Origin of the sequence: Anaerocolumna sedimenticola (assembly GCF_009931695.1) — a bacterium.
Lineage (GTDB): Bacteria > Bacillota > Clostridia > Lachnospirales > Lachnospiraceae > Anaerocolumna > Anaerocolumna sedimenticola.
The window spans coordinates 3,803,568-3,827,605 of sequence record NZ_CP048000.1; the positions used below are offsets into that span (position 1 = coordinate 3,803,568).

Below are 24,038 nucleotides of genomic sequence, written 5' to 3' on the forward strand. Positions count from 1 at the left end.
ATGAAAATATATAGCAGAATCATAAACGTATATGGCTAAAATCAAAGAATCATTTTTGCTTAAAAGTGGGAAACAATATTTTTAAAAGAAATAGCAGATATTTACAAAAGAACTTATTTTAATACATTTTGGAGGAGAAGAAATGATTACACCAATTGAATTGCAAAGTAAAACATTTAAAAACGGCATTGGTTACGATAAAAAAGATGTAGATAATTTCTTAAATGAATTACAGTCAGGTTATGAAACGCTTTATAAAGAAAAGATGGAATTAGGCGATAAAGTTAATACCTTAAATGAGGGATTAAATTATTATAAAACAATTGAAAAAACACTACAAAAAGCCCTTGTACTTGCGGAACAGACTGCTGAGGATACGAAAGAAACGGCTAGAAAACAGGCAAAGGCTATCATAGAGGAAGCAAAAGGCAAAGCACAATTAATTCTTTCTGATGCTTCTAACGAATTTAATAAAATTCAACAGCAAACGATACAATTAATCAGACAATATGAAGCATATAAAGCACAGTTTAAACATCTTGCCGCTTCTCAATGCGAACTTTTGGAAAGTGAAAGTTTTCAAATACATATTGCTAATTTAAATACTTTTATTGAGAGAGAAGATTCAAATAAAGCTGAAAATGTTCCTGAGGATAAAACTTTAGGCCTTAGTAAAGATAATAAATTAGAACAAACGAAACCGGAAACTGAAGATGAAGATTTTGAATTTTATAATCTAAATGAGGATGAACAGGAGTAACTTAAATGAGTACAAATATTACGGTAAAATATAATGAATCGCCGGTCTATGATATTGTTCTGGAACAGGATTATAATACAATTTATCGTGAACTTAATAAATTGAATACGAAAAACAAAAAGATATGTATTGTAACAGATTCAAATTTAAGTAAATTATATTTAAATGAAGTTATGGAAATTGTAAAAGACTATGCCAGGGAGGTAGAAACATTTACTTTTCCAGCCGGTGAAGAAAGTAAGAATCTGGATACTGTATATCTGCTTTACGAGCGGCTTATTCGATCCGGTTTCGACCGTAAAGATCTGTTAATTGCTCTGGGTGGTGGAGTTGTAGGTGATTTGACCGGTTATGGGGCCGCAACTTATTTAAGAGGAATAAACTTTATCCAGATGCCTACTTCCTTGCTTGCAATGGTTGACAGCAGTATCGGAGGAAAAACCGGTGTGGATTTTCTAAAGTTTAAAAATATGGTTGGTGCTTTTCATCAGCCTAAATCCGTATATATGAACCTGAAAACACTATTATCCCTTAATGACGAACAATATTTTTCCGGATTTGGCGAGATAATCAAACATGGTCTGATTAAGGATGCGGATTATTATCAATGGTTAAAAGATAATAGTAAGGCAATAGAAAGACGGGATTTGGCTGTTTTAAATGAAGTGATTTATAGAAGCTGTCAGATTAAACGGGAAGTGGTTGAAAAAGATCCAAAGGAATTAGGAGAAAGAGCTTTATTAAACTATGGTCATACCATAGGACATGCTGTTGAAAAACATATGGAGTTTAAATTATTGCATGGGGAATGTGTCGCAATTGGTATGGTTGCTGCCAGTTATTTATCATATAAAAGAAATAATATTACTCAGAACCAATTACAGGATATTGTAGAAGTTATCAAAAGCTTTCGACTTCCGGTATCCGTATCCGGTATTGCCGCTGAGGATGTTTTAAAAGCAACGTTAAACGATAAGAAAATGGAGTCAGGTAGAATTAAGTTTATATTATTGTCAGAAGTTGGCAATGCCTGTATAGATACAACGGTTACTGAAACAGAAATGTTAGAAGCAATCGATTTTATAATAAAATAACTTAATATTATAACTGGAGGTTATATGAAAAAATTCAGACATTTGATCTATGTGGTACTTTTAATTGCCTTAGATCAATTTACAAAATATTTAGCCGCAACAACCCTTAAAGTTAACGGACCATTCCCTATTATACCTAAAGTATTTAGTTTATATTACCACGAAAATAATGGGGCAGTTTGGGGGATTATGAGCGGTAAAATAAGCTTTTTAATTATCACTTCTATTATAATTATGACAGGTATGGTACTTTTTTATTTTAAAATACCTGCTGGAAAACGTTATAATTTTATGCGTATCGTTTTAGTTTTTCTTTCCGCCGGAGCGATAGGTAACTTAATTGACCGAAGCATTAACAGATATGTTGTCGATTTTATATATTTTGAATTAATAGATTTCCCTATTTTTAATCTTGCTGACTGTTATGTAACAGGCTCCGCAGCTTTATTAATCATTTTAAGTTTGTTTTATTATAAAGATGAGGATTTTGCTTTCTTAAACAGGAAAGAAGAACAAAAACATGAATAATGAGATTATCGATTTGACTGTAGATTCAGAAGAGCGCGGTATTAGAATTGATAAATACATTGCAGATAATAGGGAAGAACTTACAAGGTCATACATTCAGAAATTGATTCAGGATGGAATGATATTGGTAAATAATAAAACAGTTAAAGCTAATTATAAAGTAACACCGGATGATTCAATCCTTATTCAGGTACCTCCGCCAGTTGATTTACAAATTAATGCAGAGGATATTCCTATAGATATTTTATATGAGGATAAGGATATTATCGTGGTTAATAAAGCGAAAGGTATGGTGGTTCATCCGGCAGCCGGCCATTATTCCGGCACTTTAGTTAACAGTCTTCTTTATCATTGTAAAGAAGAATTATCGGGAATTAACGGCGTATACCGGCCAGGGATCGTTCATCGTATTGACAGAAATACTACAGGTGTGCTTGTAGTCTGCAAAAATGATAAAGCTCACCAATTTATTGCAGAACAGCTTAAGGTCCATTCTATCACAAGGAAGTATAATGCAATCGTATATAATTCTTTTAAAACGGATAAGGGTACAATTGAAGCACCAATCGGCAGACATCCAATTGACCGTAAAAAAATGTCCATAAACAAAAAGGGAAAACATGCAATTACAAATTTCAATGTTTTAGAAAACTTTTCCAATCGATATGCTCATATAGAGTGTTCTCTCCAAACAGGGAGGACACATCAGATCAGAGTCCATATGTCAAGTATTGGACATCCTTTATTAGGGGACGATATTTATGGCCCCTCAAAGGATAGTTTTCATTTGGAAGGTCAGGCACTACATGCCAGAATATTAGGCTTTATACATCCGACAACTAAGGAGTATATGGAATTTGAGGCTCCATTGCCGGACTATTTTACAGCCTTGTTAGAAAAGTTAAGAAAATAAGCAATATCATTTAATTGGTATTTACTTAAAATTTAAGTATTTATAATAAGTTAGAAATAATTAAGGGGTACTGCTTTGAAGAGGAAACTGATTAATAAATTATTAGAGTGGAAAGAAGAAGCACATAAAAAACCAATTTTGCTTACCGGTGGGCGTGGTGTAGGTAAGACTTATTTTGTGTACGATTTTGCTAAATCTTTTTATGCAGACTATATATATATTAATTTTGAAAGTGACCCTTACCTTTATGATTTTATAAATAACGATCTTTCACAATTTGAAAGTGTTTTGCGGGATTATTTTCATTTGCCGGAGGCGGCAATACCTATTTTAGTTATATTGGATGAAATAACGGGATGTCCGGATATTAATAACATTATTAATAAATTCCTTAATACTGAAAATATGAATCAGGTAATTGCTATCACCAGCACTTTATCCCAAGAGCTTTTATTTGATCCCATGTTTCATCAACTTGAACTTTTTCCTCTGGATTTTGAGGAATTTCTCATTGCAACCGGAAATGAGTGGTATATAGAAGTTATTACCGTACATTTTTTATCTGACACAAAGATACCGGATATTGTTCATCAGGAGCTGCTTGCTTTATTTGAACTATACCTTCAAATAGGCGGAATGCCCATGGCTGTTAATGAGTATATCAATACCGGTTCTGCTTTTAATGTACCTGAACAGCATAGAATCATAATTAATTCTTATTTAACGGATATTTACCGGTTAAATACTGAGGGAGATTTTTTAAAGATTAGCCAGGCCTTTAGCACCATTGATAAGCAATTAATGAAAAATAATCGTAAATTTCAATATAAATTAATTCGTAAAGGTGCAACCCAGGCGTTATATGGGGATGCACTTCGATACATAATGGATACCGGATATGGAGTTTGTTGTATCAAGCTGGGAGATGATAATCTTATCGATTTAATATCTACCGATACGATTACTACATTTGTTGAATCAAATCAATTTTATAAGAATAATCCGCACCTTAACTTTAAATTATATATGTTGGATATCGGCATTTTGTATTCTACCTTAAAAACCCAACATATAAAAATTATGGAACAGCATAAGGTTGGACTTATAGAAAATTATGTAGCTCAATGTCTGTCTGCCAAAGAATATCCATTATATTTTTGGGAATCGGATTCTCAGGCTAAAATTGATTTTATAATAAAAAAAGATAATAAGATAATCCCTATTGAAGTCAGATCAAATGACCAGACCCGTTCCAGGAATGTAAGTATATTTCGCAGTAAATTTAAATCAGTAACGGATTCCATCAAAATTTCCACCAGAAATTTTGAATATAGTAACCATGTAAAATATGTCCCAATCTATGCGGTTTTTTGCATTTGATTTATGATAGGACCACAGTTATGATAGGATCCCCGCTTTATCATAGCGCAAAAGAAACCTTATCCAATCTTAATTGGATAAGGTTTTTCTTTTAATTTACGTGAAAGCAAAGTGAGAATTAGCAAGCTGGCATGCAATAATTCCAACGCGTACGCGAACCAAAGAAACTTGCAATGCATATTTCTTCCGGGTATTTGAGATGGCTCAATATGTAAAATGTGCCAATTTTTTGAATATTGAGGTAAAAGTTATTGACAATTGAATTCTATTTGGGTAGAATTGAATCAATGGTTGTAATCTACTTACGTAGTTTACAACCATTGAGTTTAATATGCAGCATTCGACAGTAGTAGACCAATGATAACAAAGATATTGTAAAAATGATAGTTATTATTTGGAAAACTGTTGTATTTAATTTTTATGATAATGTTTATTAATAATAAGAAAATATTCAATAATAATTAGTGATCATAAAATATAGCAGAACATCAGAATAGATATACATAAACTTTTGGGATAGATTTTATAATTGTATCAATGTTCTACGTTTGTAGTATACATATTTTTTTCTTAATATTCTTAAATGAATTTTATATAGATATTTTTTATCATCAAAGCACGCAAGTGGTTTGTACATAAACGTGCAGATAGGAGAAAGTATGAATGAAATACGTCTACACGAGGGGGAATTAAATATTATGGAGTTATTATGGTCAAATAAAGTTTTGGCTGCTAAGGATATCTCCAAAATAATAAAAGAATATATTGGGTGGGAAAAAAATACAACATATACGGTTATAAAACGATTAATTGATAAAGGGGCTATTAAACGGGAAGATCCCGGATTCTTATGCAGGGCACTGATTTCAAAGAGAACCGTACAGAATATTGAAACCAAAGCATTACTAAATAAATTTTATAACGGCTCTCTGAATACGTTTTTTTCAGAGTATTTAAAATATCAAAAGTTGTCTCCTGGAGAACTGCTTGAATTAGAAAGAATTATAAGTGAGCAAAAACTATAAAGTAACAAAATTATAAGGGGTATATACTATAAGGGAATAAATAATCAAATATTGAATAATTCAGAAAATCCAATTTATTACACCAGGAGAGGATGAACTTGCATAATAAGGTTTTGAATAAGAAAATTTGCTTATTAGCTGAAGAATATATGCGGAATCATATGAAGCTGGATTCTTCGCATGATATAAATCATGTTTATCGGGTTTTGTTTATGGCTATGGATATCGTTCAATCTGAAGTCGCAGATGCTGAGATAGTTTACTTGGCAGCTGTTTTACATGATGTTGGTAGAAGATATGAATCTGAGCAAAACAGATCCCATGCGGCTATTGGTGCAGATATGGCATATGAGTTCCTAATTAATAGTAAGTATGACAGGAGAAGAGCTTTGTGGATTTCTGAATGTATTCGTTCCCACAGACAGAGCGATAATGTTGAACCGACTACGATTGAAGGTAAGATTCTGTTCGATGCTGATAAACTGGATTTTACAGGAACAATGGGGATTTCACGGGCATTGATGTCAATTGGTAAGATGAACATGCCGCTATACTGCATTATGGATAAGTCTACTTGTGCGGGTGGACATTTCTTAGAATATTATGATTCTGTGTTAAGCAGGGTTAGTGAAAAAATGTACACTGATAGAGCAAAAGAAATTGCACATATGAGAAAAGAAATTGCAGATGTTTTTGTTTGTGAATTGAAAAATGAAATAAATCAGTGTTATAAGGTGGAACAGACTATTGAACGATTGTTTATATAATTATACATGAATCAATTAGATTAACTAATACTATGAGATAAGATAGTTTTCGACTATAGTTTAAGTTTTTATAATATTTGCATAATAAAAATAGAGTGGATTGTAAGTGACTAAATCACATACAATCCATTCTATTTTTATTAAGATAACCATAACAGCAAAGAAACGATATTTAATTAAGTTGCTGTGAAATCACAGAAATAAAAAGTACAAATTAATTTACCAGTATATAAAGTTATTTCGCTTTATATTTATTTCATCTTATATATTTATTTCACCATATAAATTAATCATATTAATTTATTGCACTGCCCAATATTATATTTTATATTAGAAGCCAAATTACTTATAAATTTGTTATTATTCTGAATACTATTCATAGCAAATATATTACTTCATATATAATAGTAATGGCTATATATATTGCATAAGGAAAGGAGACACAAAATGAGCAATAATAGTTATAATTTTAATGACTTAATGGATAAAAATGAGAATCGCCAATATATACAGATTACATCCCCACTAGATAATTCGGTAATAGGAAAAGTGCCGGCGTTGAATCAAGAGGAGGTCGATCGGGCAATTCAGTCGGCAAAAGCAGCTTTCCCCTCCTGGAGAAATGTACCTCTGAATGAACGGGCAGAAATTTTATACAAAGCTGCCAATATCCTGTTGGAACATATAGACAGGCTTACGGAATTATTAGTGAGAGAAGTAGGTAAAGATAGAAAAAGCGCAGGTTCTGAAATAACAAGAACTGCAGATTTTATCCGTTTTACTGCAGATACAGCTAAAAGTATACATGGTGAAAGTATTCAGGGAGATACTTTTTCCGGATTTAATAAAGAAAAATTTGCTGTGGTTACCAGAGAACCAGTGGGAGTTGTTCTTGCCATATCACCTTTTAATTATCCCATCAATCTTGCAACCTCAAAGATTGCTCCGGCACTTATAGCAGGTAATACGGTTATTTTTAAACCGGCTACTACCGGAAGTTTATGTGGAATTGAATTGGTTAACATATTTAAAGCAGCTGGGCTGCCGGAGGGAGTTTTAAACATTATTACAGGCAACGGAAGTGAAATCGGAGATTATGTGGTAACTCATCCTGACATAAATTTTATTAATTTTACCGGAAGTACGGAAGTTGGTATAGGTATTTCTGAAAAAGCCCACATGGTTCCTTTACTTATGGAATTAGGCGGTAAAGATGCTGCAATTGTTCTAAAAGATGCCGATTTGGCTTTTGCCGCAAAAAATATAATCGCCGGAGCCTTTTCTTATTCCGGGCAGCGTTGTACCGCTGTAAAGCGGATTCTGGTTGTAAATGAAGTTGCTGATTTATTAATTTCCCATTTAAAAGAAGAAATTCAAAAATTACAAGTCGGTAACCCTTTAGAAAAACAGGTAGATATCGTTCCCTTAATTAATACTAAAGCTGCAGATTATGTTTGGGATTTAATTGAAGACGCAAAAGCAAAAGGTGCCCAATTAATATACGGCGGAGAAAGAGAAGGTAACCTCATTTACCCAACCTTATTTGATTATGTAACCACTGATATGAGAGTTGCCTGGGAAGAACCTTTTGGACCGGTTTTACCAATTCTTCGTGTTAATAGTATAGATGAAGCCGTGGATTTGGCAAATCAATCCGAATATGGACTACAGAGTTCCGTATTTACGGAGAATTTGCATGATGCATTTCATGTAGCCAGCAGACTGGAAGTAGGTACAGTTCAGGTAAATAATAAAACAGAGCGTGGACCGGATCATTTCCCGTTTTTAGGAGTTAAAAAATCAGGGATCGGAACACAGGGTATCCGTTATTCCATCGAAGCAATGACAAGAGTAAAAGCAACCGTAATAAATTTAAGTCATTAAAATAATAATTTCTTAATAGGCTGTAACTAATAGGAACTATACTTGTTATTAAGGATTTTTGACAGGTATAGAAAGCTATTATGTTACAGCTTATTTTTATACTTGACATTTTTGGTAGAAATCTTTATACTAAGTGTACTAATAAGAATAGTACGCACGACATAGTATATATAATAAATAAAATATATTTAAATAAACAGTATAAAAGAGAATAAGAGGTTATGTGAAGTTTATAGAAAGCTATTTGTACCCGTTCGTTTTTCATTGTGGTAATTTTAAATATAAAAAAAGAAAGGAGCCTTTATGATCATTATTGACTACAAAGACCGCAGACCTATATATGAACAGATAGTGGAACGATTTCAGGATTTAATATTAAGAGGAGTCTTGGAACCTGATTCTCAGCTGCCCTCCGTAAGGAATCTGTCCATGGATTTATCCATTAATCCGAATACCATCCAGAAAGCATATACAGAATTAGAGAGAAGAGGTTTTACCTATTCCGTGAAAGGCAGAGGTAGTTTTATAGCAGCCAACGGTAATCTGATAGAACGTAAAAAAGAAGAACTTTTAGAGGAGTTGTTATTGTTAGTTAAAAAAGGAAAAGAGTTAGGCATAAAGAGGGAACAATTTATGAATAAATTAGATGAGGGCTTTGAGGAGGTAATTAAACATGATTGAAGCGTTAAATGTAACAAAACGATTTGATAAGATTATTGCTGTAGATCAAATTACTGCTTCCATAAGAGAAGGTAATGTATTTGGTCTAATCGGAACCAACGGAGCAGGAAAAAGTACTTTCTTACGAATATTATGCGGTATTTTAAAACCGGATACCGGTTCTGTTAAAGTGGATGGTTTTGAAGTATATGAAAATACCCAGGCAAAGGAATTATTTTTCTACATATCGGATGACCAGTACTTTTTTAGCAACGCCACACCGGATGATATGAAAAAGTTTTATAGGATTTGTTATAGAAACTTTGATGAGAAACGGTTTGACACTATGATGAAACAATTTGATCTAGATCCCAAGCGAAAAATAAATACCTTTTCTAAAGGTATGAAAAAACAAGTATCCGTTATCTGCGGGGTATGTGCAAATACAAAGTATATCTTTTGTGACGAAACCTTTGACGGTTTAGATCCCGTTATGCGGCAGGCTGTTAAAAGTATATTTGCGAAAGAAATGTCAGACCGGAATATGACACCGGTAATTGCTTCCCATAATTTACGTGAGCTGGAGGATATCTGTGATCATGTAGGGCTGCTTCATAAAGGCGGAATTTTATTTTCAAAGGATTTATTTGATATGAAATTAAGTATCCACAAGATACAATGTGTATTTCAAAAAGAAGAGAATGTTAATGATGTTTTTGAGGGTGTGGAAGTTTTAAAGGTTGATAAAAGGGTTCCCTTTATACCATAACGGTTAGGGGAGCCGGTGAAGAAATTACAAAAAGGATTGAAAGTGTTAACCCGATATTTGCAGAGGTTCTTCCATTAACTCTGGAAGAAATATTTATCAGTGAAACGGAGGTAGTCGGTTATGATATCAAGAAACTTATTTTCTAAGCTTTTAAAAGAAGATTTAAAAAGGAGAATATGGACCATAGCTCTGGCTTCCCTGGTTCTTTTCCTCTTTCTTCCTGTTGCCTGTGCTATTATAGTGGGAAATTACAGAGATGTTATATCCCGCACATATATTATTAATTCCTTAACAAACTTACTGGAATCCCAGTCAGTATTGCTTATAATGATTACAATTGCCGGAGCCGTAATCTGCGGTTTAAGCAGTTTTTTCTATCTGCATTCAAAAAAGAAAGTAGATTTATTTCATAGTATTCCAATAAGGCGGGAAACTATGTTTGCTGCGTGTTATTTGAACGGAATATTGATCTATATTGTACCTTATATCTTTAATCTTTTATTGTGTTTTATCGTATTACAGATAAACGGATTTATGAGCAGTTCCATTTTTGCTATTGCTTTATCAGCACTGGTTGTGAATTTTCTATATTACTGTTTGATTTATACGCTTTTAGTAATTGCGGCTATGTTAACGGGTAATTTTATTATCAACTGTATTGGAGCTGCTGTATTTATATTGTATGGTCCAATGGTTAAACTGATTAAGGAAATATATTTTAGTGATTTTTTTAAAACATATTACTCAAGGAATTTTGAATCGGAATTTTTATTCTTATCCCCTCTCGGAAGTTATGTTGAGGCCGTACAAAAAATAAACAAGGTACTAAATAAAGATGTATTTTTTAATATAACCAGTGCTGTTGTAGTTACGGTTCTAATGATAGGCTTTGCTTTATTTCTATATCAAAAACGTCCGTCGGAAGCTGCGGGAAAAGCAATGGCCTTTTCCATATCCAAACCAATCATCAAATTTTTACTTGTCATCCCTGTAACATTAGGAGGAGGTATTATTTTCAGGGAAATCTCCTATAAAGGTGGGATGGCTGGTGGTTATTTGGCCTGGTATTTTCTTTCCTGCTATCCTACGCAATTATAGAGATTATTTATAATTTTGATATCCGCTGTGCATTTCATAATAAAAACCATATGATAATTTGTGCGGTCACTGTTTTATTTATCGCAGGAATTTTTAAATTTGATGTATTTAGATTTGATTCCTACATTCCGGATAAAGATAAAATAGAGAGCGTAAGTGCAGCCCTAACCGGTATGGATGATGATATAAATTATTACTTGGCTGATATAAGGAGAAGTGACAGTATCAGTTATCAATTAAAAAATATGAAATTAACTGATATTACCGTTGCCTATCAATTGGCAGAACAAGGTATAAAAAATCCGTTAAAAGAAACGGACGGACAGCAGGGCTGCACTTATTATATCAAATATAATTTAAAGAACGGAAGGAAAGTTTATAGAACCTATCAACTAAAGTCAAAGGACAATTATGACAGATTAAAAAATCTTTATGCAAGCAGAGATTTTAAGGATGGACATTACCCAATAAATAAATGGAAACTCCAGGATATCTTGTCCATATCCTGCGATAATGAACTCGAGTATAAAAAATTCAGTTTAAGTAAGGAAGAAAAACAGCAATTACTTGATATTTTTAAAGAAGAACTTAATAATCTTACGTTAGATGAGATAAGAGATACGGTTCCTCTTGCGAGGATTATATTTGAATTTAAAGATGACAGGTCTGAATATAAGATATATCCATCCTGTGTTAAAACGATAGAGTTTTTAAAAAATCATGGATTTAAAGCAGAGGATGTTCTGGATGAAAATAATATTGATGAAATAGTAATAACAAATAATGGGCTAGCGGATGAAAATCGAATGGATCTGAAAAGCAGTTCAAAAACATCTACCGGTGTTACCGCATCATATACAGATAAAACACAGATAAAAGAGATATTTGCCGCTTTGGTACCAAATAATTACTATTGGAATAATGTTGCCTTTATTGAGGCAAATCAATATATTGATGTTACAGTTACATTTATTCAAGATGAGTATGGAAATAAAGCTCAGGATTCATATTTATTTAAAAAAGATCGGATACCGGACTTTGTTAAAACGGCATTATCAATAACGGAAGAATAATATCATACCGGATTTAAAAAGCTTCTTACCTGTCTTTCGCGGCAGAAGAAGCTTTTTATGTTTTTTATTTTAACACAGTTAATAAAGTTATTAAAATTCCTTCAGATTTATGTTATAATTAATTGGATTTAAAATTGACCGGAAGGGGAATGCTAGTATGAACAAGAGTTTTATGGATATGATGGATGAATGTCCGATTATTGCAGCCATCAAAGATTATGACGGATTAAAAAGATGTCTGGAATCCGAAAGTAAAATCATATTTGTTTTATTCGGAGATATCCTGACGATAACGGATATTATAAGAACAATTAAAGAAAGCGGACGTATTGCAATTATTCATATTGATTTAATAGGAGGCCTTAGTTCGAAAGAAATTGCAATAGATTTTATAAAAAATAATACCAAAGCAGACGGAATTATCTCAACCAGGCAGGCTTTGATAAAACACGCCAAAGAACTGGGTCTGTTTACCGTGTTTCGGTTCTTTGTAATCGATTCCATGGCTTTTGAACATATAAAAAAGCAAAGTGAGACGGTAAAACCGGATTTCATAGAAATATTGCCTGGCGTAATGCCCAAGGTGATTAAGCGTATCAGCAGTATGGCCAATGTACCGGTAATTGCCGGAGGTTTAATATCGGATAAAGAAGATGTAATTTCTGCCTTGTCTGCCGGAGCAGTCTCCATTTCCTCCACCAATCCGGAGGTCTGGTTTATGTAAAAAAAGCAGTTGAAATTTATCTGGAGATATGTTATAACTAAACTAAGTAAATAATTATTGCATGAGAATTGGAGTCAAGCAAATACAATATCTTTTAAGGTGTTGTTTGCTTGCTTTTTTTTATGCCTTTTTAGGAGGAAAAACATATGCAGGATGTAATTATCATAGGCGCAGGGGTAATCGGATGTGCAATAGCAAGAGAGTTATCCAGGTATCAGCTTAAAATTCTTGTATTAGAGAAAGAGAGTGATGTGTGCGAGGGTACATCAAAAGCCAACAGCGCAATCGTACATGCGGGATACGATGCTAAACCAGGCAGTTTGAAAGCAAAGCTTAATGTGGAAGGAAATAAGCTAATGGAAGACTTATCACATGAGTTGGATTTTGCTTTCCGAAGAAATGGTTCTCTGGTTTTATGCTTTCACAAAGAGGAACGGGAACAGCTGGAAAAGCTGTTTAATAACGGTCTGAAAAATGGCGTAACCGGTCTTAAAATCCTTGAAAAAGAAGAAATTAAAAAGCTGGAACCAAATATCTCTGATGAGGTCTGTGCTGCATTATATGCACCAACAGGAGGTATCGTCTGTCCATTTAATTTAACCATAGCACTTGCGGAAAATGCATATACCAATGGTACGGAATTTAAACTGAATACGGAAGTTATGGATATTATAAAAATTATGGAATCTACATATGAAAATTATTACAGATTAAAAACAAACCAAGGTGAGTTTACCACTAAAATTGTAATTAATGCTGCCGGAGTGTATGCGGATAAATTTCATAATATGGTCAGTGAGGATAAGATGCACATCACGGCAAGAAAAGGAGAATACTGTCTTATGGATAAAGCAGTTGGGGATTATGTAGATAAAACCATTTTTCAACTGCCGAATAAATTCGGGAAAGGAGTCTTAGTAACTCCAACCATTCATGGAAATCTTCTGATCGGACCAACCGCTTTGGATATACAGGATAAGGAAATGATTAATACAACTGCGGATGCCCTGAATGAAGTGATAGAAAAAGCAAAGAAAAGCGTTAATCAGCTGCCGTTAAATAAAATTATAACGTCCTTTGCCGGACTTCGCGCCCATGCGGAACAGGACGACTTTATTATAGAAGAAGTGAAAGATGCTCCCGGATTTATTGATGTAGCGGGAATAGAATCACCAGGTTTGTCTTCGGCACCTGCAATAGGCAGATTTGTAGAAAAAATGGTGTTACAGATATTACCTGCCATGAAAAAGAATAATTTTATCGGTCATAGAAAAGGTGTAATTAATTTATCATCTTTAACTTATGGGGAGAGGAAAGAATTAATTAAAAAAAATCCGGCATATGCCAATGTGATATGCCGGTGTGAAACGGTAACAGAAGGAGAAATTATGGATGCCATAAATCGTCCTCTTGGTGCCGTAACCCTTGATGGCATTAAAAGAAGAACCAGAGCTGGATCCGGAAGGTGTCAAGCCGGCTTCTGTCTACCAAAAACCATGTCAATTCTTGCGAGAGAACTTCATGTTGATAGTAAGGATATTACAAAATGCGGCGGTAAATCTTACATTCTATTAAAAACTGATGAGGAGACGGAAAGGTAGACCGGGTAATCTGGCAGATGGAGGTTGGTTTGAATGGAAAATATTGTGAAAGAGGAAACAGCTTATATGAAAAATTATAATATTATCATTATTGGGGGCGGCCCTGCAGGTCTCGCGGCAGCCACTGCAGCTTCAAAAAGCGGCTGCAACAGCATATTAATTCTGGAACGTGATAAAGAATTGGGGGGATATTAAATCAATGCATTCATAATGGTTTTGGCCTGCATACTTTTAAAGAAGAACTCACCGGACCGGAATATGCGGACAGATTTATTACCATGGTTAAAGACTTAAATATCGAATTTAAGCTGAATACTATGGTTATTGATATAAATGAAGAGAAACAGATTACTGCAATGAACAAAGAAGAGGGCTTATTCATCCTAAATGCAAAGGCTGTCATATTAGCTATGGGATGCCGTGAACGAGCAAGAGGAGCACTTAATATACCAGGATACCGTCCGGCAGGTATTTTTTCTGCTGGTACGGCTCAACATTTACTGAATATCGAGGGACTTATGCCGGGAAAAGAAGTTGTCATTTTAGGTTCGGGAGATATTGGATTAATCATGGCCAGAAGAATGACGTTAGAGGGGGCAACCGTTAAGGTGGTGGCAGAATTAATGCCTTACTCCGGCGGCTTAAAGAGAAATATAGTCCAATGCCTGGATGACTATCATATACCACTTAAGTTAAATCATACGATTATAGATATTGATGGAAAAGAGCGTATTCAAGGTGTTACGTTAGCGAAAGTAGATGAAAACCGAAAGCCGATACCAGGTACGGAGGAGTATATTTCCTGTGATACCCTTTTATTATCGGTTGGATTAATACCGGAAAATGAACTTTCACAAAGTATGGGCATTAAACTTGACCCTGTTACCTCCGGGCCAATCGTAAATGAAAGACTGGAAACTAACAGAAAGGGAGTATTTGCCTGCGGTAATGTGTTACATGTACATGACCTGGTTGATTATGTTTCGGAAGAAGCAGGGATAGCAGGAAGAAATGCCGCAGAATTTGTGAAATATCTTAATTCGCAGCCTGATACCGTGAACGGAGAGATTATTACTCTTATTCCGGAAAGTGGAGTACGGTACACAGTACCCCAATATTTAAACCCTGAGAAAATGGAAGAAATCTTAACAGTTCGTTTTCGAGTGGACAATGTCTATCAAAATAAAAATGTAAGTGTTTATTATAATGACAAGCTTATTGTAAAAAGAAAAAAGAAAATTATGGCACCTGGTGAAATGGAAGAAATCAAACTTAAAAAACAGGATTTATTTTCTTTTCCTTCCTTAAATAAAATATCTTTGAGAATTGAAGAATAATGATTCTTGATTATTATGCATCAGATTGACAAGAAGATGAAATAAAGATTAATGAGATACAATCAGAATTTAGAATTGAAAAATTCTCAATTACTAAAACACAGGTATAAAATAATTATAACACAAGTATAAAACAAGATTGGAGTGGTATTATGGAAAACAAAGATTTAATCTGTATCGGTTGCCCATTAGGCTGTATGATTCATGTGGAGATGCAAAACGGGTTAATTATAAATGTAAAAGGAAATTCCTGTAAAATCGGAGATGAATATGCAAGAAAAGAAATAACGAATCCAACAAGGATTGTCACCTCATCGGTCCGGATAATAAATGGTGCCGTGCCCATGGTTTCCGTAAAAACAAGTAAAGACATACCAAAAGATAAAATAAATGAATGCATGGAAGCAATAAAATCCTGTACGATAAATGCTCCGGTACATATAGGAGATAAAGTAATTAAAAATGTTGCAGGTACGGGTGCCGATATCATAATTACAAAAAATATTGATAGGGCGGCATGACATTCTTGAGCGTATGAAAAAAACTCTGTAAATAGTGTCTTCTATGATTTGATTTAGACGGCAGGTGGCTTATAGTTTAGAGTCATCTGCTTTTGTTATTATCGCACATAACTTGTTATTGTCAAGTTTTTATGCTATGCTTATTTCATAAAATTGCAGAATTTGGTAGGAAACAGAAACTTTGAATTTGTCGGTGCTTTATTCAAGGTTTATTTCGTGTTTATATCAACTTTTATAGTATATAATTACGATTAGAAAAGGAGTTGATGAAATATGAATCAAAAGAAAATTGGAACATTTATTGCAGAATGCAGAAAAAGAAAAAAAATGACACAATTGGAATTAGCTGAAAAATTAGGTGTGACAGACCGTTCTGTTTCAAATTGGGAAAATGGAGTTTGTTTACCTGATGCAAGCTTATATAGATTACTTTGTGATATACTACAAATATCTATCAATGAATTATTTGCTGGTGAATTTGTTTGTAATGAAAATTATAAAAATGTTGCAGATGACAATCTTCTTATTTTGTTGGAACATAGGTTATATGATACCACTTCCAAAGAGATAACTTTTGACGAGTTTCATAATTCATTAAAGAGAATTTCGGAAATAACTTTGTTATTACAAAGATTTGAAGATAAACAAGAAGCCATAACTTATCTTGTGAATGAAACGGGGTTATCAGAAGAAGAGTGTACTTCCGCATATGATATTTATATGAAAATGTTCGATTATAAATAATATTGATTTAAACAAATTCCAGTTTGGTGGAGATACAAAATCCAAGCTGTCGTATCGGAATTCACGGCGAGAGGTACCAAAACCTCTCGCCGCTATTATATTAGTCAGGAATTCTATCCTGGAACATTATTGCCAGTTCACCTCTAACTTTACCCCAATTTCTAATCGGCATTGTCCATTTCTTGGTGGATTCAAAGGTCGCTAAATAAAGTGCCTTAAGAAGTGCCTGAGAGCTTGGAAATACGCTTCTCTGGCGGTTTAGGCGACGATAGGATGAATTAAGTGATTCTATGGAATTTGTCGTGTAGAAGGCAGTTCTGACATCAACGGAAAACTTAAAAATAGGTGAAATCACATCCCAGTTATCAAACCAACGCTTCATGGAATTTGGATACTGTGGACTCCATTTTTATGAACTTCCTCCAGTTGCTTTAAAGCAGCCTTTTCATCATGGGCGGTGTAGATTGTTTTGAGGTCTTTTGCAAATGATTTCATATCTTTGTTTGCCACATATTTCAGGGTGTTACGAACTAAATGCACAATGCAACGCTGATGCTCTGTTTTTTGGATATGCCGTAGCAATAGCTTCCTTCAGGCCTGAAAGTCCATCAGAGCAGAGAATCAGAATATCCTGTACTCCACGGTTTTTAAGGCTATTAAGGACACTTAACCAATATTTGCTGGTCTCGTTTTCGCCAACTTCAATGGTCAGAACTTCTTTCATTCCGTTTTCATTGATTCCAAGAACTATGTATGCTGCCAGTTTTCTTACAAGACCATCCTCTCGGACTGAAAAGTGAATAGCATCGATAAAAATGATAGGGTACATACTTGATAAAGGGCGATTCTGCCAATCTTCAATCTGTGGCAGTATTTTATCGGTTACATCCGAAATAAAACCTTCGGATGCTTCAAAGCCATAAATATCCTCCAATGTTTCCGATATCTGTGAAGTTGTCATTCCCTTAGCATACATGGAGATAATCTTCTGTTCGATGCCAGAGATATCTTTTTGCCTCTTTTTGACAACCTGTGGTGCAAAAGAAGATAGCCTATCCTGAGGAGCATCAATTTCAAAACTTCCGTAACTACTATTGATTTTCTTTGACTTATAACCATTTCTTGCATTGTCACTGTCTGAACGAGCTGACCGTTCATAACCCAAGTGGTTATCCATTTCTGCTTCCATCATTTCTTTGATGGTTCCTCCGAGAAGGTCTTTGAGCGCATCTTGGATGTCTTCAGCCGTCTCAATGTCATACTCCTGAAGAAGCTGGTGGATAAGAGCTTTCTTTCCATCTGTCATTTGTACCTTGTGAATCATTTTCTTTTCTCTTGCCATAGTAATAGGCCTCCTTGATAATAATATTTTATCATAGAAGACCTATATAATCTTTAAATATTCAATTCACAGAAAAAGTTTCATACTCTCACATTCTTTGAAGTTATCGTTGGTAAAGGGCCGGCAGTGGGATTGCTTTACTCTATATTTTTTTAGGTATACTGGGACTTGCAGGATGCTGTATGTTTCGAATGAATAAAAGTATGCGAACATTGGATGAAATATAATAGTAATCGTTTATACTTAACTAAATTTCTAATAAAATATCATATTACAGTTATTTGATTAACTGCTTTAAAAACCCTAAGCTTAAAAAAGGAAATATAAGCTTAGGGTTTTCGTTTATCAGTAATTGTTTTATTTTGTGAAATACATATAATATTTCTGCTTCCGTTTACAAATGTAATAATTTATGGTAGTATATTTATAATAACCCCCCAGGGGGATATAGTGAAATCGGAGACAACCCTATGAACCGTAAACAAAAAATATCCATTTTATGGGCAATTTTAGCTGCTGTACTTTATGCCGGAAGTGCTCCTGTCTCAAAATTACTTTTACAGCATATACCGCCAACAATTATGGCTTCTTTTTTATATCTGGGTGCCGGAATAGGGATGAGTATGTTACGATTCTTCCGTTTAAAATTCAGCCGAACTTATAAGGAGCAAAAATTATCCAAAAAAGAAACTCCCTATACGCTTGGAATGATTATCTTAGATATTGCAGCACCAATATTATTAATGATTGGTTTAACCAAAACGACTTCTGCAAATGCATCACTTTTAAATAACTTCGAGATAATATCTACATCTTTGATTGCATTATTATTTTTCCATGAAACTATTCATAAAAAGCTTTGGATTGCAATTGGGTTAATAACCCTATCCAGTATGCTGCTTTCTTTTGTTGATAGCAGCAGTTTCTCTTTTTCAGCCGGCTCTTTGTCTGTAATTTTAGCTTGCCTATGCTGGGGCTTAGAAAATAACTGTACCAGGATGCTTTCATCCAAAGATCCAATGCAAATTGTAGTTATAAAAGGGTTCGGTTCAGGATTTGGCTCATTCGTAATTGCATTACTGATTGGTGAGCAATTAGTAAATGTTAAATATATGCTTCTTGCATTAATAATTGGCTTCCTATCTTATGGATTAAGTATTTTTTTCTATGTTTATGCCCAAAGGGAACTTGGTGCAGTTATAACAAGTACTTATTATGCTTGTGCTCCTTTTATTGGTGTTATTTTATCTTGTATCTTTCTTAAAGAAACACCAACGATAACTTTTACCATCGCTTTTTTATTTATGTTAGCTGGAACATATTTTGTAACTTCTGACTCTAAATCAAACGCTGATATTATGAAAAATGTATAAATCAGCCATAGAGTTTTATAATTATTCGTTGTATAATAGGAAAGGTTACGTCGTTAAAATTGAGACGAAGGCCAGAATCAGAAAATAGCAGTGAATGGTAAAATTGAGACCCGATGGATTAAGACAATATGTTAGGAGTTAGGCATGCAAAAGAAAATGAAAAGAATTTTAATGGCATTAATTGGTGTCACAATCAGTGGAATTTGTGTAGGGATTTTTAATACGGCAGTATTGGGAGCAGATCCTTTTACTGTATTTGTAACCGGTATCGGTAATATTTTTGGATTAGAATATGGAAGTATTTATCCTATGGTTACTGGTATATGTCTGGTACTTGTATTTTTTATAGATAAGCATTACATAGGGATAGCAACCATTTTTAATTTGTTTGGAGTTGGTTTTGTAGGGCAGATTACAATGGATTTATTAGCGCTCATTTTTCATAATGAACCCCTATGGGTGAGAGTATTATTATTGTTGTTTGGATTGATTTTATTATGTTTTGGAGCATCATTATATTTTACTGCTGACTTAGGGGTATCTGCTTATGATGCCATGGCACTGATTCTTTCTAAGAAAACACCGATAACCTTTCGTATTTGCAGAATCAGTACAGATGTAATCTGTGTTATTATTGGCTTTATATTCAAAGCAACTATTGGTATTGGAACACTGCTTACTGCATTTTTTATGGGACCTGTAATTCAATGGTTTATTGAGCATGTGGCTGTACCAATGTTAAATGGTAAAAAGACTGTAACACAAGATTAAAAATCCATGAAACGCTGTAAGGCCAAGTCCTTGCCTAACAGCGTTTCATGGATTTTTTGCCATTTTTACGTATAATTTTTCATAGGTTTTTATTTGAGAATTTTTACAAACCATCGATAGGAATCCATATACTTAGAACCTACCCTTATTGTATGAATTTTATAGGAACAACCAATAAAAACGGATAATAGTATAAGAAAAATAAAATAGAGAATAGTCATATTCCTCACCCCTTTACCTATGGATAAAAATTTACATGGAAAAGAATTATCTTATACATTCAGAATAGCATTGCATATAGCATAAAACTATCCAGTTATTGTTAAATGTAGGTAAAGATAAGGTAAACAAAACTTATTCTATTTTAAACTTTCAGAATCCGTGTTTTTATTGTTTAAATCAATCGTTAATTTATTATCATAAATATCTTTATCACTTATTATACTTGCAATATAACTTTTACGAAAGCTGTCAGGGAATTCCGTCCATAGTTTATACCCGTCTGTATGAATTAAATCTTTTTCATTTAAATTTTCGGTTCCTGAAAAGTATCTGATATTTAACGTTTTAATGGTATCAGTCATTAACTTAATCTGAGCTTCGGAATAACCGGAATTCAGTAATGACTTGTTAATTTTAGCAGATACAGCTTTGCCAAAGTATTCTTTTGAAAAGTTACTAAAATTCAAAAGGTTCTTATCTTTTATATGATTGTTTTTAGCCCAATTTTCTACAGCTATTGTATTGGTACTATAATTTAAGCTGTTATCCCGAAAGGAATATTTAATATACCATAATGATGAGGATATACGGATAATGCACCGGATGCAATATCATACATAGTATTTATTTCTTTCTGATCTGAACAGATATCCTGAATGTGGATATGACCGCTAAGGACCAGATGTACCTGATATTCCTTAAATAGAATGGATACCTGACCATGATTATTCAAAGTGTAACCATCCCGTATCACTTCACTATGATCCATAATATTATGGTGCATAACTACAATTACTTCAGATCCATTTTCTTTGGCTGACTCCAGGCACTTTTGAATCCAATCATAGGTTCCTTGCTTTATGAGACCATCCACAGCCGGTATACCAACAGAAATATTATCCTTATATTTATTTGTATCCAGCATTAAAAGCCATAATTTATCCGTTGGGGCAGCAAGGTAACTTAAAGACCCTTCATCCCTTGATATAGCCTTATCATAACCAAAATCAGCATATATTTTGCTGAAATCCTTGTCGGTGATATAATCGGCCAGGTACTGTTTTTCACCTTTAAATTGTCTTGCCCAGGGATTGTTAATATCATGATTACCTGGTATTACAAAGACTGACGTACCGTTTTTTCAATTGTTTTTAATTTATCTGCCAGATCCAGATGGCTTTCTTTCTCTCCGTTATTGGTAAGATCACCGCTTATAATAAGAAAATCCGGCTTAACCTTTTTTATATCAGTTATAAACGCGTTAAGGATATTATCAATATAATTTAATTGTTTTCCGTCACCGGAAGATATATATTTTTCAAATGCGACACCATGATCAGTCAGTTTCTCTGACAGGTAATGAATATCGGAAGCAACATAGAAAGTTTGGTTTTTATCTGAAGTATTATGTGAATATTGGATATTATCTTTTTTGGAATAAAGGGAATAAAAATATCGGGCAAGTAAAATTAATATTAAGATAACCAGAAAAATAGTTAATAATTTCACTAAATTTCTTTTATTCTTTTCATTTATACTATAATTCATAATGATATTTACTCCTTATATTCATACCTTTTGTATGGAAGTTTATGTTTAGGATAATATATTTATTATATACATGGGGCGGGTAAATAGCAATAAATTTAAGAAATAGCAATAAATTTAAGAGAAACAGATTTTTGGTTAATGTAACGTATAACCTCATGAAGAGTGTATATAATATTTTAATGGGTAATGGGGAAACGATATACCTAACAAATAATAAAAATATGGAGGTCCGGGTATGAAAGGAAAACAGTCCGGTTCAAAGGACAAGAATAACGAAAAAAGAGGTTTGGAAGATTATAACATAAGAGTTGCCCGAAACTATGTAAGCGGCGAACCTGCTCCGTCTTCTGCTAATCACAAATTTGAAGATATACAAAGAGATACTTTAAAAGAAAAATAAAAAACTGATTAAAAATAAAGAAAAGATAGAAAGAAAAAAGTCTATCGCCCAGAGCGAAAATAAAATATAATTGACACCTGTTTGAAAAAGTTGTATAGTTATGTTATAAATACATTAATTAAAGAGGTTAAGAATATAATGAGGATTCGTAGATAAGGTTCATATACAATAATAACAGTGATAATAAGTCTTTATTCTGGTTGGTAAAGGTTTTATCAATGTACGTTTGTTGTATAATGAATCTATTTTTATGTCCAATTATATTCTTGGGCTCTTTTTTTATTTATACAAAAGTAAAGCGAAGGAGGTATCTATGATGTGGATGATTCGGATTAGGAGAAGTAATTTCGCAAAATAAAACCTGGCTGATTAAATACTATAAATCGTATTGATAGCCAGGTAAATCAAAGGAGGCTATCTATGTCGAAAATAATAATAAATGAAATGAGTTATCACTATACAAACTATTATAATCCAATATTTAATAACGTTAATTTAGTCCTGGACACGGGCTGGCGGTTAGGGCTGATAGGACGAAACGGAAGAGGAAAGACAACATTCTTAAAACTCCTTCTGGGTGAGTTAAAGCCGGACAAAGGTATTATAATGAATAAATTGGATATGGTTTATTTTCCATTTATTAACATGACAACCTATCGTAAAACAATAGATGTTATAAAAGAAAACATTGGATTTCTAAAAAGTATGGAAGATAAGATGGAAACAATTCTGGCAGATAATATGGAAAGCAGACTGGAAGAGTATCAATCTATATTAGAAAATTATTTGCAGATTGACGGATTTGAAATGGAAAGCAGAATAAAAAGAGAGCTGAATATGATGCATTTATCCGAAGAACTTTTGGAGCGGGATTTTGATTCCTTATCCGGCGGAGAAAAAACCAAAATGCTTATCATTTCACTGTTTTTAAGAAAAAAAACATATATTTTACTGGATGAACCTACAAATCACCTGGATATGGATGGAAAGAGGACTTTATCAGAGTATTTAAAGCATAAGACCGGCTTTTTGATAGTATCCCATGACCGTCAATTTCTAGATATTGTAACCGATCATATTATGGCAATAAATAAGGCGGATATTGCTTTGGAAAAGGGTAATTATTCTACCTGGAAAGATAATAGGGATAAGACAGAGATATTTGAATTACGGACTAAAGTCAGGTTAGAAAAGGAGATAACCAGTCTAGAAAAACGTTCTGTTCAAAATAGGAACTGGGCAGCCGCAGCTGAAAAAGAGAAGAATCCATACGCGACCCATAACCGCGGGAATGGTTCCAGAGCTGCTAAATTCATGAGACAGGCAAAAGCATCTGAATTAGCTATAGAGAAAAATATACAAAATAAAAAGGAATTATTAAAGAACTATGAAGTTGTACAGGATTTAATCCTGGAACAGCAAAACTCTGAAATAATAACACTAGTATCGGTTAAAATTTAAATTTCAGGTATTCAAAGGAATATATATTAAAAAATCTATC

At 33.5% G+C, this 24,038-nt stretch carries 22 protein-coding genes and 3 pseudogenes; 21 read left to right on the forward strand and 4 right to left on the reverse strand.

What is annotated here, in order from left to right:
• The first annotated feature begins 142 nt into the window (after positions 1 to 142).
• From Ana3638_RS16885 to Ana3638_RS16965, 17 genes and pseudogenes are all read left to right on the forward strand, one after another.
• Positions 143 to 760 carry a DivIVA domain-containing protein gene (locus tag Ana3638_RS16885; protein WP_161839085.1) on the forward strand — a complete coding sequence of 206 codons (618 nt, stop codon included), beginning with the start codon at positions 143 to 145 and terminating at the stop codon, positions 758 to 760.
• 5 nt (positions 761 to 765) lie between these two features.
• Positions 766 to 1,854, forward strand: coding sequence for a 3-dehydroquinate synthase (gene aroB, locus Ana3638_RS16890; RefSeq protein WP_161839086.1), 1,089 nt, complete (start codon positions 766 to 768; stop codon positions 1,852 to 1,854).
• A 24-nt stretch (positions 1,855 to 1,878) separates the two neighbouring features.
• Positions 1,879 to 2,382 carry a signal peptidase II gene (gene lspA, locus Ana3638_RS16895; protein WP_161839087.1) on the forward strand — a complete coding sequence of 168 codons (504 nt, stop codon included), beginning with the start codon at positions 1,879 to 1,881 and terminating at the stop codon, positions 2,380 to 2,382.
• On the forward strand, positions 2,375 to 3,295 hold the full coding sequence (locus Ana3638_RS16900; RefSeq protein ID WP_161839088.1) for an RluA family pseudouridine synthase: 921 nt from the start codon (positions 2,375 to 2,377) through the stop codon (positions 3,293 to 3,295). Before lspA ends, Ana3638_RS16900 begins: the two co-directional genes overlap by 8 nt.
• A 75-nt stretch (positions 3,296 to 3,370) precedes the next feature.
• Entirely contained in the window at positions 3,371 to 4,675 is a 1,305-nt protein-coding gene (locus tag Ana3638_RS16905; RefSeq protein ID WP_161839089.1) for an ATP-binding protein, read from the forward strand.
• 659 nt (positions 4,676 to 5,334) lie between these two features.
• Complete coding sequence (locus tag Ana3638_RS16910; RefSeq protein ID WP_246240311.1) at positions 5,335 to 5,700, forward strand: BlaI/MecI/CopY family transcriptional regulator; 366 nt, start codon at positions 5,335 to 5,337, stop codon at positions 5,698 to 5,700.
• Between the two features lie 98 nt (positions 5,701 to 5,798).
• Positions 5,799 to 6,467 (forward strand): HD domain-containing protein, encoded by a 669-nt coding sequence (locus Ana3638_RS16915; protein WP_161839090.1) that lies wholly within the window; start codon positions 5,799 to 5,801, stop codon positions 6,465 to 6,467.
• 447 nt (positions 6,468 to 6,914) lie between these two features.
• A complete protein-coding gene (locus Ana3638_RS16920) occupies positions 6,915 to 8,351 on the forward strand; it encodes an NADP-dependent glyceraldehyde-3-phosphate dehydrogenase (protein WP_161839091.1) in 1,437 nt (478 codons plus the stop codon).
• Positions 8,352 to 8,654: 303 nt separating this feature from the next.
• A complete protein-coding gene (locus Ana3638_RS16925) occupies positions 8,655 to 9,032 on the forward strand; it encodes a GntR family transcriptional regulator (protein WP_161839092.1) in 378 nt (125 codons plus the stop codon).
• Positions 9,025 to 9,926: pseudogene (locus Ana3638_RS16930) on the forward strand (ABC transporter ATP-binding protein). The gene Ana3638_RS16925 and the pseudogene Ana3638_RS16930 overlap by 8 nt, the downstream one beginning before the upstream one ends.
• Positions 9,901 to 10,878 (forward strand): hypothetical protein, encoded by a 978-nt coding sequence (locus Ana3638_RS16935; RefSeq protein WP_161839093.1) that lies wholly within the window; start codon positions 9,901 to 9,903, stop codon positions 10,876 to 10,878. Before Ana3638_RS16930 ends, Ana3638_RS16935 begins: the two are co-directional and overlap by 26 nt.
• Positions 10,879 to 10,928: 50 nt before the next feature.
• Positions 10,929 to 11,951 (forward strand): DUF6449 domain-containing protein, encoded by a 1,023-nt coding sequence (locus tag Ana3638_RS16940; protein ID WP_161839094.1) that lies wholly within the window; start codon positions 10,929 to 10,931, stop codon positions 11,949 to 11,951.
• Positions 11,952 to 12,108: 157 nt separating this feature from the next.
• Positions 12,109 to 12,675: a glycerol-3-phosphate responsive antiterminator gene (locus Ana3638_RS16945; protein WP_161839095.1), complete on the forward strand. Its 567-nt coding sequence runs from the start codon at positions 12,109 to 12,111 to the stop codon at positions 12,673 to 12,675.
• A 146-nt stretch (positions 12,676 to 12,821) separates the two neighbouring features.
• Entirely contained in the window at positions 12,822 to 14,276 is a 1,455-nt protein-coding gene (locus Ana3638_RS16950) for an NAD(P)/FAD-dependent oxidoreductase (RefSeq protein ID WP_161839096.1), read from the forward strand.
• 66 nt (positions 14,277 to 14,342) lie between these two features.
• Positions 14,343 to 15,613: pseudogene (locus Ana3638_RS16955) on the forward strand (NAD(P)/FAD-dependent oxidoreductase).
• A gap of 152 nt (positions 15,614 to 15,765) precedes the next feature.
• Entirely contained in the window at positions 15,766 to 16,134 is a 369-nt protein-coding gene (locus tag Ana3638_RS16960) for a DUF1667 domain-containing protein (RefSeq protein WP_161839097.1), read from the forward strand.
• Between the two features lie 273 nt (positions 16,135 to 16,407).
• The gene (locus Ana3638_RS16965) at positions 16,408 to 16,878 is read left to right on the forward strand and encodes a helix-turn-helix transcriptional regulator (protein WP_161839098.1); all 471 of its coding nucleotides are present in this window, start codon (positions 16,408 to 16,410) and stop codon (positions 16,876 to 16,878) included.
• Positions 16,879 to 16,978: 100 nt separating this feature from the next.
• Here the strand turns inward: Ana3638_RS16965 and Ana3638_RS16970 are convergent.
• Positions 16,979 to 18,202 (reverse strand): annotated as a pseudogene (locus Ana3638_RS16970) (IS256 family transposase).
• A gap of 488 nt (positions 18,203 to 18,690) precedes the next feature.
• Here Ana3638_RS16970 and Ana3638_RS16975 point away from each other — a divergent pair.
• Positions 18,691 to 19,593 (forward strand): DMT family transporter, encoded by a 903-nt coding sequence (locus Ana3638_RS16975; protein WP_161839099.1) that lies wholly within the window; start codon positions 18,691 to 18,693, stop codon positions 19,591 to 19,593.
• Positions 19,594 to 19,737: 144 nt separating this feature from the next.
• Entirely contained in the window at positions 19,738 to 20,364 is a 627-nt protein-coding gene (locus tag Ana3638_RS16980; RefSeq protein ID WP_202621506.1) for a YczE/YyaS/YitT family protein, read from the forward strand.
• 359 nt (positions 20,365 to 20,723) lie between these two features.
• Here the strand turns inward: Ana3638_RS16980 and Ana3638_RS16985 are convergent, their stop codons facing one another.
• The 3 genes from Ana3638_RS16985 to Ana3638_RS25785 are packed head-to-tail and all read right to left on the reverse strand — an operon-like array spanning position 20,724 to position 22,134.
• Positions 20,724 to 21,191, reverse strand: a complete 468-nt coding sequence (locus Ana3638_RS16985; RefSeq protein WP_161840600.1) for a hypothetical protein — start codon at positions 21,189 to 21,191, stop codon at positions 20,724 to 20,726.
• Positions 21,122 to 21,703, reverse strand: coding sequence for a metallophosphoesterase family protein (locus Ana3638_RS25780; protein ID WP_161840601.1), 582 nt, complete (start codon positions 21,701 to 21,703; stop codon positions 21,122 to 21,124). The genes Ana3638_RS16985 and Ana3638_RS25780 overlap by 70 nt, the downstream gene beginning before the upstream one ends.
• Positions 21,703 to 22,134 carry a metallophosphoesterase family protein gene (locus Ana3638_RS25785; RefSeq protein WP_161839100.1) on the reverse strand — a complete coding sequence of 144 codons (432 nt, stop codon included), beginning with the start codon at positions 22,132 to 22,134 and terminating at the stop codon, positions 21,703 to 21,705. Before Ana3638_RS25785 ends, Ana3638_RS25780 begins: the two co-directional genes overlap by 1 nt.
• A 238-nt stretch (positions 22,135 to 22,372) precedes the next feature.
• On the opposite strand from Ana3638_RS25785, the gene Ana3638_RS17000 reads away from it, so the two are divergent.
• Together Ana3638_RS17000 and Ana3638_RS17005 are read left to right on the forward strand one after the other, a co-directional pair.
• On the forward strand, positions 22,373 to 22,537 hold the full coding sequence (locus Ana3638_RS17000) for a hypothetical protein (protein ID WP_161839101.1): 165 nt from the start codon (positions 22,373 to 22,375) through the stop codon (positions 22,535 to 22,537).
• Between the two features lie 420 nt (positions 22,538 to 22,957).
• Positions 22,958 to 23,998, forward strand: coding sequence for an ATP-binding cassette domain-containing protein (locus tag Ana3638_RS17005; RefSeq protein WP_246240316.1), 1,041 nt, complete (start codon positions 22,958 to 22,960; stop codon positions 23,996 to 23,998).
• Positions 23,999 to 24,038: the final 40 nt, after the last annotated feature.

Coding starts and splice junctions, on each gene's coding strand:
- Ana3638_RS16940 (WP_161839094.1), top strand. CDS start 10,929: ATGATAATTTGTGCGGTCACTGTTTTATTTATCGCAGGAATTTTTAAA.
- Ana3638_RS16920 (WP_161839091.1), top strand. CDS start 6,915: ATGAGCAATAATAGTTATAATTTTAATGACTTAATGGATAAAAATGAG.
- Ana3638_RS16965 (WP_161839098.1), top strand. CDS start 16,408: ATGAATCAAAAGAAAATTGGAACATTTATTGCAGAATGCAGAAAAAGA.
- Ana3638_RS16960 (WP_161839097.1), top strand. CDS start 15,766: ATGGAAAACAAAGATTTAATCTGTATCGGTTGCCCATTAGGCTGTATG.
- aroB (WP_161839086.1), top strand. CDS start 766: ATGAGTACAAATATTACGGTAAAATATAATGAATCGCCGGTCTATGAT.
- Ana3638_RS16975 (WP_161839099.1), top strand. CDS start 18,691: ATGAACCGTAAACAAAAAATATCCATTTTATGGGCAATTTTAGCTGCT.
- Ana3638_RS16945 (WP_161839095.1), top strand. CDS start 12,109: ATGAACAAGAGTTTTATGGATATGATGGATGAATGTCCGATTATTGCA.
- lspA (WP_161839087.1), top strand. CDS start 1,879: ATGAAAAAATTCAGACATTTGATCTATGTGGTACTTTTAATTGCCTTA.
- Ana3638_RS16935 (WP_161839093.1), top strand. CDS start 9,901: ATGATATCAAGAAACTTATTTTCTAAGCTTTTAAAAGAAGATTTAAAA.
- Ana3638_RS17000 (WP_161839101.1), top strand. CDS start 22,373: ATGAAAGGAAAACAGTCCGGTTCAAAGGACAAGAATAACGAAAAAAGA.
- Ana3638_RS16980 (WP_202621506.1), top strand. CDS start 19,738: ATGCAAAAGAAAATGAAAAGAATTTTAATGGCATTAATTGGTGTCACA.
- Ana3638_RS16910 (WP_246240311.1), top strand. CDS start 5,335: ATGAATGAAATACGTCTACACGAGGGGGAATTAAATATTATGGAGTTA.
- Ana3638_RS25785 (WP_161839100.1), bottom strand. CDS start 22,134: ATGAATTATAGTATAAATGAAAAGAATAAAAGAAATTTAGTGAAATTA.
- Ana3638_RS16950 (WP_161839096.1), top strand. CDS start 12,822: ATGCAGGATGTAATTATCATAGGCGCAGGGGTAATCGGATGTGCAATA.
- Ana3638_RS16925 (WP_161839092.1), top strand. CDS start 8,655: ATGATCATTATTGACTACAAAGACCGCAGACCTATATATGAACAGATA.
- Ana3638_RS17005 (WP_246240316.1), top strand. CDS start 22,958: ATGTCGAAAATAATAATAAATGAAATGAGTTATCACTATACAAACTAT.
- Ana3638_RS16885 (WP_161839085.1), top strand. CDS start 143: ATGATTACACCAATTGAATTGCAAAGTAAAACATTTAAAAACGGCATT.
- Ana3638_RS16900 (WP_161839088.1), top strand. CDS start 2,375: ATGAATAATGAGATTATCGATTTGACTGTAGATTCAGAAGAGCGCGGT.